Below are 11,832 nucleotides of genomic sequence, written 5' to 3'. Positions count from 1 at the left end.
CAACCGTTGATCGCTGGTTGGTTCAGCCCCCGCGCCGAGCCACCATATTTGCGAAGTCGTCGGCACCCAATGACCAGTCTGCCGACTGGACCGAAACATCCGCGCTTCGGGCGGACAGGTCGACCCCACCGCCGGCGACGCCGATCAGCCGCGGCCTCTGCGAGGGAGACGAGACGGTGGCCCGCGCGCTCAGGTTTTTTGCTGACATGCCGGTGTGGGATCCTCCGGTAAAATATATCAGGGTGGTGGGCTGGTCCGCGCGGCTCGATCCGCAACCGGAAAAGCTGCTCGAATCGAGGGAAAGATTCCGCGTCGAGCGGGCGATGCGCAGTGCGACCCCGGGATTAAGCGCGTCGGATTTCCCGCAGTCACGGAAGTCGCATCGGATCGTGATGGCGCGGTTGGCGCCGCCAGCAAACCCCAGCATGGCGGTGCCGCAATTGTTCGCCGTCCCCGCGAGCGATGCGTCTACAAGACCATCGAACTGGAAGGGTATTGCGCAGTCCCTGGCCGCGAATCCCTCGACCGCAATGCCGTAGGGGACAGCTTGCGTCAACGCCTTGTCTCCCGAATAGCCATGACCCGCGATGCCGATACGGCAGCGGGTCGCAGCGATGTTGGTGAGCGCGATGGCGGAGTGGGGTCGGTCGAGGGAATCGTTCTCGCGGAGATTGAGCGCGACCGCCGCGCCGCCGCAATCCTCGACCGACCAGCCCTGCACCCGCACGTCCCGGATCACCGGGAACCGTCCCACCCGGTCGGGCTCGAACGTCAGGGCGCCTGGCATGCCGAGGCCGAAGCGGGGGTTGCGCCGTTCTGCCGGCGTCTGCGGGATCCGGCCTGTACCGTCACCGCTGCGCGTCACTCTCCTGGCCGAACAATCTGTCAGGGTGAAACTGTCGCAGTCGATTACCGAGATCGCGTTGCGGTTGTTGCCGTTCAGCCCGTCGAACCGGCAATTGGCAATTTCGACCAGGCTGTTGTGCCGTTCATCACCGAGCCGCAGTCCGGAGCCGAGATAGATCCCGTCTCCCTGGAATCCGGATACCGACAGATTGCGGAAGACGGCACCCCGTAGGCCATTGATTCGGAACAGGTGGGTCGGTTCATTGAAGAGGTCCTCCGCCACCCAGCCGATCACGGCAAAATCCTCGAACGCGATATCGCGGACCGGTTCGCGGGCGTTCGACGCCAACACGTCGAAAACGCAGCCTTGCGACGCGGCCGCAGGGCGTACGATTGTGTCGGCTCCGTCTCCGGTGATACGCGTACCCGATGGCAAGCCGCTGCCCTGTCGTACTGCGTCCATCCCGATCCGGTAAGTGCCGTCCCGGGCCGATCCCCCGCCGCCAGGGAGATGGATATGGGCAATGCCGCTGCCGATCATGCGCAGCAACGCCTCGCTGTCACTCCGGTCGCCGGTGCGCCGATAATCCGGGAGCGTCCGGCGGGTAGGCAAAGCCGCGGCGCCGACGGCAGCAGATGGCAGCAATCGGGAGGCGAGCACGCCGCTAAGCGCTGCGACCGCGAATTTCCGGCGGGTGAGGAAATCCCTTCCCGCACCCGTTGAGCTGTTCTGTGGCGCGCCCGCGGTTTCCGTCATTACCGAACTTTATTGCCCTGCGCCTTGCGGTGCGGTGAACCTCGTGGTTGCGAATTGGCCGGAGGCATGCTTTGGCGGCGGTCTCCCCGCGGGCGTTTGATGCCCGCCAAATCATCAGGATACGAGCAGTTATGTGTGGCATCGCCGGCATCATGTCCCTGGGGGCAGCCTCTGCGGAATGGCCCCGGCAACTCGCCGCGATGACCGACGCCATCCGCTTGCGCGGGCCGGATGGTGAAGGCGCGTGGATCAATGCTGACGAAGGCATCGCGCTGGGGCACCGGCGGCTGTCGATCATCGATACCAGCAATGCGGGCCATCAGCCGATGACGGCGCAATCCGGACGATACGTGATCACCTATAATGGTGAGATCTACAATTTCGGGGAGTTGCGCGAAGCGCTCGACGCCGAGCACGGACACATCCATTGGCGCGGTCATTCGGATACTGAGGTCCTGATCGAGGCAATCAGCCACTGGGGCGTCGCGCACACGCTCGAACGCGCCACCGGAATGTTCGGTTTCGCGCTGTGGGACCGCAAGGACCGCGAACTCACCTTGGCGCGCGACCGGATGGGTGAGAAGCCGCTGTATTACGGCTGGCAAGGCGCTGGCCTCGCCGCGGTTATGCTTTTCGGGTCTGATCTCGCCGCGCTGGAAGCCCACCCTTCGCTCGACAGGTCGATCAATCCTGCCGCGGTCGAGGCGCTGACTACATTCGGTTATATTCCGGCACCGCTGTCGATCTACCGGTCGGTCCGTAAGCTCCTGCCCGGGTCTTTTGTCACCTTCACGCATGGCGGGGACAGGGGGGGGCTAGCAGCCTCGTACTGGAGCCTCGCTGGGGAATTGATCGCCAGCCAATCCTGCGAGCCTCTAACCGGGGACGAGGCCGTCAGCGAACTCGAGGCCGTGCTGGCAAGGGCTGTCAAACGCCAGATGGTGGCGGACGTACCGCTCGGCGCGTTCCTTTCCGGCGGTGTAGATTCCTCAACGATCGTGGCGTTAATGCAGGCGCAATCGGATCGTCCGGTCAAGACGTTCACCATCGGCTATGCGGAGAAGGCGTACGACGAATCGGCCGCCGCGCGTGGGATCGCGCGGCATCTGGGCACGGACCATCATGAATTTATCATCGGATCTTCCGATGCGCTCGCCGTGGTGCCGGACCTTCCGCATATCTATAGCGAGCCCTTTGCGGATTCATCCCAAATACCAACCTATCTGATCAGCCGTTACGCACGGGAACACGTCACTGTTTCGCTGTCGGGCGATGGCGGAGACGAACTGCTGGCGGGGTACAACCGTTACACGCTCACCAGCCGCGCCTGGTCGAAACTGGAAAAATTGCCGCTGGCGTTGCGAAAAGTTCTGGCGCGGTCGCTGACGGCGCTTCCCGCGCCAGCAATCAACCGGGCGGGCACGGCGTTCGTCCCGGGCAAGGTCCGGCTGTTGGGCGACAAACTGCACAAGATTGGCAGCGTCCTCGACAGCGAGACGATCGAGGATGTGTACGCACGTTTGCTGGCCTCCGGCAACACCGACGGGATCGACCTGCGCTCAATTCTATCGCAGCTGCCTGCGGGACAGGCTCTTCCTGCCGGTTGGGGCCCGATTCGTGCGATGCAGCTGCGCGACATGCTTGGGTATCTGCCGGACGATATCCTGACCAAGGTCGACCGCGCGGGCATGGCCAATTCGCTGGAGACGCGCGTCCCGATGCTGGATCCAGACGTGGTGCGACTGACCATGCGGATGCCGGCCGATACGCTGATCAGGGACGGTGCCGGCAAGTGGCCGCTGCGGCAGGTGCTCGCTCGGCTTGTCCCCGAGAACCTGACGAGCGGCCCCAAGATGGGTTTTGGAGTACCTATCGACAGCTGGCTCAGGGGACCACTTCGCGATTGGGCCGAAAGCCTGCTGGACAGCGCGGAAAGCGATCTGAGCGAGGTCGTGGACATGCGGCGCGCGCGCAAACTATGGGGCGAACACCTGAGCGGCGACAGCAACCGCCAGCATCAGCTATGGCCGGTACTTATGCTCGCGGGATGGAAAGCCCGGAGCTGAGAAGGCCTGCGCGGGCCATCGGGGCTGCAATCGAACCATTGGCCATCTCGATCAAGTCCGAACCGGCCCCCGTCCCTTCGTATTCTGGAACCAGCGCGAGAAGAATTGCCCGCGCTTCTGCGGTGTCACCATTGGCGACCGAGTGCTCCAGCTGCGCCAGGTCAATCGAAAGTTCGGTCCACGGGCGAAACGCATCATGGGCTTTCAGAATGCGAGGGTGGAATGTGGGGATTGGATTGTCCCCGATCAGTAGTTCCTCGAACAGCTTCTCGCCATTGCGCAAGCCGACGTACTCGATCGCAATATCGCCATCGGGGTTTTGCGCGTCACGGACGATCAGGCCGCTCAATTCGATCATCCGTCGCGCGAGGTCGTAAATCTTGATCGGTTCGCCCATGTCGAGCACGAACACTTCGCCGCCGGTGGCCATCGCGCCCGCCTGCAGCACCAGCTGCGCGGCTTCGGGAATGGTCATGAAGTAGCGGGTGATGCGCGCATCGGTGACAGTGACCGGACCGCCTTTCTTGATTTGCTGCCGGAACAGCGGAACCACCGAGCCGCTGGACCCTAGCACATTACCGAATCGCACCATGGACAGCACCGTTTCGCTCCCCTCGGCAGCCATGGCCTGCAATGCCTGCTCCGCCACGCGCTTTGTCGTGCCCATCATGCTAGTCGGCCGAACGGCCTTGTCCGTGCTGATCAGGACGAAGTCCCTTGCGCCGTGCTGCATCGCCAGCCGGACCGTGCAGCAGGTTCCGAACACATTGTTGCGGATCCCTTCGAGCTGATTGCTCTCGACCATCGGCACATGCTTGTAAGCTGCGGCGTGATAGATGGTTTCCGGAGCGTAGGCCGCAAACACCGCTCGCATCCGTGCTTCATCGCAGACAGAGACCAGCAGCGGCACCAGATGGACTTCGTTTTCAAGCGTCGCCGATGCCAGCTCGTGGTGGATGCTGTAGAGATTATACTCGCTCATATCGACCAGTAGCAGCGCGCGCGGGCGAAGCTGCAAGATCTGCCGGCTCAATTCGGAACCGATCGATCCGCCCGCCCCCGTTACCATCACCACCTTGCCATGAATCTTGCGCTGCAGAAGTTCTTCCGACGGCCGGACTGGTTCGCGACCGAGCAGATCCTCGATATCGAGCTCGCGCAAATCGTTGATCGTCACTCGGCCATGGGCAAGATCGAGCACCGCGGGCAACGTGCGGATCACTACCGGCAACTCCTGGATTTGCTGGATAATCTCGTTGCGCCGGCTGCGACTGGCGGAGGGTATCGCCAGCAGAACGTCGGACACGCGCAGCTTGGTGACTATGCCTGGCAGCTTGGACAGCGGATAGATCGGGCGTCCGTCCAACGTGGACCCTTGCAGCAGGTTGTCGTCGTCGACAAAGCCGACAACCTGCATCTCATGCGCACTGATCAGCGCGGCCGCAAGCTGTCGGCCCGCTGAGCCCGCGCCATACACTATCGCCCGCCGTGTTTCGCGCCGCAGAATCTGGCGGTACCGCCCGCCAAGGATGAAACGCGCAATCGCGCGGGCTCCGGCGATCAATAGCAAGAGCAGGATCGGCTGGATTATGCCGGTGGTCCGGGGGATGGTGTCGATGCCGACCAGCGTGAACACCGCGGCATAGGCGATGCCGTAAATTACGCAGGCCTGCAGGATGACCCGAAACGCGCCCCATCCGGCGTGCCGGAAAATGGCCCGGTAAAGGCCGAAGCTGATGAATAGCGGCAGCGAAAAAACGACGGCCAGCAGATAGGACAGCCACTGCCGCCCCGTGGGCATGATGAATTCGCCCAGGCGCAGGTAATAGGTGATAGCCACCGCAGCCAAACACAGCGTGGTATCGACCGCCAGAGCGATAACACGCTTGCTTACCCGAGGGAGTTGCAAGATCCTGTCGGCAAGTTGTGACATTAGCGGGTCCGGCAATTGCCGTTGTTCGGAGCAATGTGCGGCATTATCGTTTCAGACCTGAATGCTTGTCGGCCAAGGCGAGCAAAGATCTGCCGTATTCGGTTTTAGCGAACAATTCTCCGCGTTTGCGCAGCTGCGCAACATTGATGAATCCCTGCTGGAAGGCGATTTCCTCAAGCGAGGCGATTTGCATTCCGGTCCGGTTCTGGACCACGCGAACGAATTCTCCGGCCTCGATCAGGCTCTCGTGAGTGCCCGTGTCGAGCCAGGCATAGCCGCGGCCCATCTGCTCTACGTGAAGTTCCCCTAGTTCCATATACATCCGGTTGAGGTCGGTAATCTCGAGTTCGCCGCGCGCGGAGGGGGTGACGCGGCGTGCGAGTTCAACCACCCGGTTGTCGTAGAAATACAGGCCGGTCACCGCGAGATCGGATTTGGGTTCGCGCGGCTTTTCCTCGATCGAGACGGCCATGCCGGCGGCGTCGAGTTCCACTACGCCGTAGGCCGACGGGTCGCGCACCTGATATGCGAACACGGTCGCGCCGGATTTTCGCCGCCGGGCCGAAGCAAGAAGTTCAATGAAGCCCGAACCGTGGAAGATATTGTCTCCCAAGATCAGCGCGGCTGGTTGGTCGCCAAGGAAATCGGCGCCGATGAGAAATGCTTGCGCGAGGCCTTCCGGCGCCGGCTGCACGGCGTAGCTAATCTCAATCCCGATCTCGCTGCCGTCTTCGAACAACCGCCGGTAATTGTCGATGTATTCGGGCGAGGAGATGATCAGGATTTCGGTGATCCCGGCCATCATCAGGACCGCCATCGGATAATAGATCATCGGCTTGTCGTAGATCGGCAAAAGCTGCTTGTTGATCGCCAAAGTCGCCGGATGTAGACGGCTGCCGGTCCCGCCGGCCAGAATTATGCCGCGCATGATTGCACCTCCGGCTGCATGGCCCGTTTGGAAGGGTTACCGATTGGGTTCGCCATCATGCCGAGACCGTTCCCAGCCGTTCGCCCTGATAATTTCCGTCGAGGATCGGCTGCCACCAATCCGGATTGTCCAGATACCAGGCGATGGTCCGCTTCATTCCGGTGTCGAAGCTCTCTCGCGGTTTCCACCCAAGTTCGCGTTCGATCTTCGAACAATCGATGGCGTAGCGGAAATCATGACCCGGCCGGTCGCTGACAAAGCTGATTTGCGAACGATAGCTTTCGCCGTCCGGCTTTGGTTTCAAGGAATCCAGGAGTTCGCAAATGGTTTCGACCACTTCCAGATTGGTGCGTTCCGAATGTCCGCCAACTAGATAGGCTTCTCCAATCCGGCCTTGGTCCAAGACGAGCCGGATCGCCTCGGCATGGTCATCCACGAACAGCCAGTCGCGCACGTTCGATCCGGTTCCGTAGACCGGCAGCGGCGCGCCCTGCAGGGCCTTGATCGCGACCAGCGGAATGAGCTTTTCGGGAAACTGGAAATGCCCGTAATTGTTCGAACAATTCGTCAGCACGGTCGGCAAACCGTAAGTATGATTCCACGCGCTGACAAGATGATCGGACCCGGCTTTGGAGGACGAATAAGGTGACCGCGGATCGTAAGGCGTCGTCTCGCTGAAAAAGCCCGTGTCACCTAGCGCGCCGAAGACCTCGTCGGTTGAGACGTGGTGGAACCGGAAATCTGCCTTTTCGTCTCCGGTCAGCCCGCGCCAGTATTCGGTCGCGGTCTGCAGCATGGTCGCAGTGCCAAGTACGTTGGTCCTAACGAATTCCGCGGGCCCTTCGATCGACCGGTCGACATGCGATTCCGCGGCTAGATGGATGATCGCGTCCGGCCGAAAATCCGCGAGCAGGGCGGCGATGCCCGGCCCGTCGCAGATATCGGTGCGTGAAAACCGGTAGCGCGGATTGCTTTCGACATCCTTCAGCGATGCCAGGTTTCCGGCATAGGTGAGTGCGTCGATGTTCAGCACATCGGCCCCGGCGTCGTCGATCAATTGCCTGACGACGGCCGATCCGATAAAGCCAGCTCCCCCGGTGACCGCTATTCTTCTGTGTCGGTTCGTCATTTTTTCATTTTATTCAAGGTGAAAAGGTTCGTTGAAATGAGCGGGGGTCTTAGCCCGCCGAAGCCGGATTGACTACCCCTGGCGGGCTGATGGCCTTGTCGAGCAATTCGTCGACCATATCCTGCCATGGGCGCATTACGATGCCCAGTTTCGAAGCGAGACGTTCGGTCGCGAGCCGCGAGTCCACCGGCCGCGGCGCCGGGGTCGGGTACTCACTGGTCGGGATCGACTCAAGGATGGGGCGGCGAAGGCCGCGTCTCTCCAGATTGCCGAAAATGTGCTCGGCCAGATCATACCACGTCGCCTCGCCTGCGTTAACGCAATGCCACGTGCCGGAGGGGATCGCCGGGCGCCCGAGAATTGTGAGAATTGCGCGCGCAACATCCTCCGCACTGGTGGGGTTGCCGCGCTGGTCGTCCACCACTCGTACGAGATCGCGCTCGGCGGCGAGGCGGAGCATGGTGGCGAGGAAATTCCTGTCGCCGGCGCTCAGCACCCAAGCGGTCCGCAAAATAACGTGACGGGCGTTGCCTTCGCGCACCGCCTGCTCGCCGCGCGCCTTGGTCTGGCCGTAGACGCCCAGTGGCTGCACCGGATCGGTTTCGAGGTTCGGACTGCCTTTTGTACCGTCGAATACATAGTCGGTCGACAGCTGGACCAGCGGAATTGCCCTGTTCGCCGTTGCCTTCGCCAGCACCGCGGGTGCGCGCGCGTTCACCGCTTCGGCCAGATCCTGTTCGGTTTCCGCCAGATCGACCGCAGTGAAAGCGGCGCAATTGACCACCGCGGCCCAGGGCGCGCTGTCAACCATACGCCGCAGCGCGCCCGCATCGGTCAGATCGAGGTCTGCACGGCACGGCGCGACCGCATCGAAACCGAATTCGCTGGCAAGGCGCGCGACTGCGCCGCCGATCTGGCCTCCTCCGCCGGTGACCAGCAATTGCGGCAGGCTCATGCCCCGGCTTCCAAACCTGCGAGCGGTTCGCCGTCATATTCGAAGATGCCTTCCGCCTGCGCCAGCGAGCGCAGTCCGGTATCCTTTTGCGAAAGAACCGGCGAATGACCCTCCAGCGGCCAGGCGATCGCGAGTTGCGGGTCGTTCCAGAGGATGCCGGCATCGCATTCGGGGGCGTAATAGTCATCGACCTTGTAGGCGACTTCGCAATCATCCTCCAGTGTCAGGAACCCGTGGGCGAAGCCCTTGGGGACGAACAATTGCTCACCGCCTTGTGCGCTGAGCACTGCGGCGACCCATTTGCCGAAAGTGGGCGAGCCGCTTCGGATATCGACGGCGATGTCCCAGATCCGGCCCCGCAGGCATCGGACCAGCTTTGCCTGCGCATGCGGCGGCGTCTGGAAATGCAGGCCGCGGAGGGTGAATTTCGCGGTCGAGCAGGACTGATTGTCCTGGCAGAAATTCGATGGAATACCCGCCGCCGCTTCTCGCTTCCGGTTCCAACTTTCGGTGAACCAGCCGCGGTCGTCGCCGAACCGGCGGGGCCTGATCAATTTTGGCACCATAGTCTGTTCCACCATAGGTTTGCTGTGCGCCGTCCCCGGCAATAGGGTTTTTGTGACGAAGGAGATCTCAGGAAGGAGGCAATACTCCTAGTTAAATTCTCGGTTTCCTGCGGCTCCCGTCCCGGCCTGCCGCGCCTATAAGTAGGGAATGGAAAGCGTGCAACCGGCGGCTTGACGCAGGGGAACCACGTATAAACCACTGGTGCAACAGCCAGCCAGATGATAGCGGCTCGCAAAACTGGCTGACAAACCGGAACGCCCGATCAGGAAATCTTCTGCAGATATGTCAGTTCGACGTTCCTTGATATGGTCGCTGTCGGGGCAGCTTTTCGCCGCTCTCTTGTTTTTCACGGGCACCATCATCGTCGCCCGGCTCCTTACTCCCGCGGAAATGGGAGTGTATGCAATCGGCTTTGCGATTGCGGGTGTTTTCAACATATTCGCGTCGGTGGGGATCAATTCCTACGTGGTCCGTGAAGCCAACCTCACACCCGCGAAAATCACTACCACTTTCACCGTCAACCTGATGCTGAACCTGGGTCTGATGGTCCTTCTTCTCGGACTCAGCGGCCCGACATCCCGGTTTTTGGAGAATGATGGTGTCGGTGCAGTTATGCGGCTTCTGGCACTGCGGCCACTGCTGATGATTTTCGAGTTTTTCCCCGGAGCCATGCTGCAACGGGAGATGCGCTTTTCGCAGCTTTCTACCGCGCTCGTGATTTCGACGACAATAAACGTCTCGGTGATGCTGGCTACCGCTTTTGCAGGAGCGAGCTATCTCAGTCTGGCGTATGGGGTGCTGGCCGGGTCAATAACGAACGCAATACTGATCAACTTTCTTGGCCGCGAACACATGCACTTCAGGCTCGGTCTTGAATTCGTCGCGCCGCTAGCGACCTACGCCGGGAAGATACTATCGGTCAGCGGTCTAGCGCTTTTCATCTACCGGATATCGGAGGTGCTGATTGGCAAGCTTCTGGGACTTGCGGCGGTCGGGATTTTTACCCGTGCCAGCCAGCTTCTGGATTTCCTGTTTTTCAATGTCTACGGCGCCGGGACACGTGTGCTTTTTGCGCAATTGGCGCAAGAACACCGGGAAGGGCAACCTCTGACGGCGACCTATCTCCAGTCGCTCGAAATCATCACGGCGCTTTTTTGGCCGCTGGCTGCAGGTCTCGCCGTTTTATCCGGTCCGATCATCAATCTACTATACGGACCCGCGTATCTGGGCGCTGCCGAACCGCTTGCCTTGCTGATGATCGTTCTGGCGATTTATGCGGCTTTTGCGATGCATTGGGAACTGTTCGTCATCCATGACGAGATGGGTAAAATGGCGCGGATCGAACTCATTAGGGGGAGTGCCAATATTGCGGCATTGCTCGCCGGCTCGGCACTGTTCGGGATCGCCGGTGCGGCATCTGGCCGGGTAGTCGAAGCGATATTGGGATGGCTCCTCTATCGCAAATGGATCCAGAAATTCGCCAATTTTGGGCTTTCAGACCTTTTGAAAATATATTCCAGAAGCGGCGCCCTTGCGGCGGCCGCCGTATCTCCCCCACTCGTCTTTATGATTACGAACAGTTGGGATGCCGGGGCAAATTTGCCTACATTGTTTACGTCAGTCGGAGCCGGAGTGCTTTTGTGGTCATGCTTACTGGTATTTTTCAAGCATCCTATAATGCATGAGGGTGTCAGGCTACTGCAACAACTTCGCGGTCGCGGAGCATAGCGCACTTCTGTGTAATTTACGTCGTGATCGGCGAGCCAAGTGGCAAACGGACGCTCATAGGCGGCTCGCTCTTCTTCTTGTCGATGAAGAAAATAGAATCGTAGAAATGAACTCCATCCACGTCATCCTTGCGAACGAGTTGCTCGCCTTTGGCGTGGTACCAACCGTGCATGTCGTCGACTACGGTCTTTCCGAACTCGACAGCTGAACCGCTTCTCCGGTAGCCACCTTCATATCCCCCCGGCCAGTAAGCCGTGTGGACGTCTTCGACGGCATAAATCCCCTTGTCGCCCAGCATGGGCCAAAGCGTTTCGAAACTGGCCCGCTGGTGTGGCGCAATGTGCGAACCGTCATCAAGGACGATGTCCACCCCGCCCATTTCCTCAACCACTTCCCGCAAGAAGTCCGGGTCGGCCTGTGATCCAATGCGAACCTGGTTCGGTTCCGTTACCAGATCAGCGCATTCCGGATTGATATCCACCCCGAAAATGGTTGCGTCCGGGCCGAAGTATTCGCGCCATATTTCGAGTGAGCCGCCCTTGAATACCCCGATTTCGAGCATTTTGACCGGCGTAGCGCGAAAGCGCGAAAAATGGCGGTCGTAGTGATCAAGATAATGTGTCCACTTATCGACAACTCGCCCCGTATGGCCGAAAGTCATTCGCGCCAGATCGCTTGTGGCTAATTCGGCGCGACGATGCGCTTCTCCAACCTCTTCAATCCGGTGCTTCGAGATCGAGAAATATGGCGAGGGCTCCAGTCCGCGCTTCGAGCGAAGAAAGCTGCGCGCTCGGGCTAGGTGATCGTATAGATTCATGAATTCTCCTTGATCCCCTCGCCTTAGAAAGAATCGCCCGTACCTGCAATTGCAGACCTTGCGATTGTTTCCGTGGTGCCAAGGCAGCCGGGTGAAGAGTTTGGCT

Annotated in this window: 9 protein-coding genes; 2 read left to right on the top strand and 7 right to left on the bottom strand. The window is 60.5% G+C overall.

The genetic code is table 11. The features are described 5' to 3' along the window. Positions 1-22: 22 nt before the first annotated feature. Positions 23-1,603: a right-handed parallel beta-helix repeat-containing protein gene (locus tag U0988_RS06200; RefSeq protein ID WP_322291754.1), complete on the bottom strand. Its 1,581-nt coding sequence runs from the start codon at positions 1,601-1,603 to the stop codon at positions 23-25. Positions 1,604-1,734: 131 nt separating this feature from the next. Here U0988_RS06200 and asnB point away from each other — a divergent pair, with 131 nt between their 5' ends. Continuing rightward, positions 1,735-3,669 carry an asparagine synthase (glutamine-hydrolyzing) gene (gene asnB, locus U0988_RS06195; protein ID WP_322291753.1) on the top strand — a complete coding sequence of 645 codons (1,935 nt, stop codon included), beginning with the start codon at positions 1,735-1,737 and terminating at the stop codon, positions 3,667-3,669. On the opposite strand, the gene U0988_RS06190 is transcribed toward asnB, so the two are convergent. From U0988_RS06190 to rfbC, 5 genes are all read right to left on the bottom strand, one after another. Next, positions 3,638-5,578 carry a nucleoside-diphosphate sugar epimerase/dehydratase gene (locus U0988_RS06190; RefSeq protein ID WP_322291752.1) on the bottom strand — a complete coding sequence of 647 codons (1,941 nt, stop codon included), beginning with the start codon at positions 5,576-5,578 and terminating at the stop codon, positions 3,638-3,640. The two genes, asnB and U0988_RS06190, sit on opposite strands and share 32 nt — an antisense overlap. A gap of 67 nt (positions 5,579-5,645) precedes the next feature. Then, on the bottom strand, positions 5,646-6,530 hold the full coding sequence (gene rfbA / locus U0988_RS06185; protein ID WP_322291751.1) for a glucose-1-phosphate thymidylyltransferase RfbA: 885 nt from the start codon (positions 6,528-6,530) through the stop codon (positions 5,646-5,648). Positions 6,531-6,585: 55 nt separating this feature from the next. Then, positions 6,586-7,659 carry a dTDP-glucose 4,6-dehydratase gene (rfbB, locus tag U0988_RS06180; RefSeq protein ID WP_322291750.1) on the bottom strand — a complete coding sequence of 358 codons (1,074 nt, stop codon included), beginning with the start codon at positions 7,657-7,659 and terminating at the stop codon, positions 6,586-6,588. Positions 7,660-7,708: 49 nt separating this feature from the next. Then, complete coding sequence (gene rfbD, locus U0988_RS06175) at positions 7,709-8,614, bottom strand: dTDP-4-dehydrorhamnose reductase (protein WP_322291749.1); 906 nt, start codon at positions 8,612-8,614, stop codon at positions 7,709-7,711. Then, the gene (gene rfbC / locus U0988_RS06170) at positions 8,611-9,177 is read right to left on the bottom strand and encodes a dTDP-4-dehydrorhamnose 3,5-epimerase (protein WP_322291787.1); all 567 of its coding nucleotides are present in this window, start codon (positions 9,175-9,177) and stop codon (positions 8,611-8,613) included. Before rfbC ends, rfbD begins: the two co-directional genes overlap by 4 nt. Before the next feature lie 286 nt (positions 9,178-9,463). Here rfbC and U0988_RS06165 point away from each other — a divergent pair, with 286 nt between their 5' ends. After that, entirely contained in the window at positions 9,464-10,909 is a 1,446-nt protein-coding gene (locus U0988_RS06165) for an oligosaccharide flippase family protein (RefSeq protein ID WP_322291748.1), read from the top strand. A 16-nt stretch (positions 10,910-10,925) separates the two neighbouring features. Here U0988_RS06165 and U0988_RS06160 read toward each other — a convergent pair whose 3' ends face one another. After that, a complete protein-coding gene (locus U0988_RS06160; protein WP_322291747.1) occupies positions 10,926-11,726 on the bottom strand; it encodes a class I SAM-dependent methyltransferase in 801 nt (266 codons plus the stop codon). Positions 11,727-11,832: the final 106 nt, after the last annotated feature.

The sequence above is a fragment of the Allopontixanthobacter sp. genome (assembly GCF_034376665.1).
In the GTDB taxonomy this organism is placed as follows: Bacteria; Pseudomonadota; Alphaproteobacteria; order Sphingomonadales; family Sphingomonadaceae; genus Allopontixanthobacter.
The sequence above is the reverse complement of the archived record's forward strand: the minus strand, read 5'-3'. Positions and strand labels throughout refer to the sequence as shown.

Coding starts and splice junctions, on each gene's coding strand:
- U0988_RS06200 (WP_322291754.1), bottom strand. CDS start 1,603: ATGACGGAAACCGCGGGCGCGCCACAGAACAGCTCAACGGGTGCGGGA.
- asnB (WP_322291753.1), top strand. CDS start 1,735: ATGTGTGGCATCGCCGGCATCATGTCCCTGGGGGCAGCCTCTGCGGAA.
- rfbA (WP_322291751.1), bottom strand. CDS start 6,530: ATGCGCGGCATAATTCTGGCCGGCGGGACCGGCAGCCGTCTACATCCG.
- rfbB (WP_322291750.1), bottom strand. CDS start 7,659: ATGACGAACCGACACAGAAGAATAGCGGTCACCGGGGGAGCTGGCTTT.
- rfbD (WP_322291749.1), bottom strand. CDS start 8,614: ATGAGCCTGCCGCAATTGCTGGTCACCGGCGGAGGAGGCCAGATCGGC.
- U0988_RS06165 (WP_322291748.1), top strand. CDS start 9,464: ATGTCAGTTCGACGTTCCTTGATATGGTCGCTGTCGGGGCAGCTTTTC.
- U0988_RS06160 (WP_322291747.1), bottom strand. CDS start 11,726: ATGAATCTATACGATCACCTAGCCCGAGCGCGCAGCTTTCTTCGCTCG.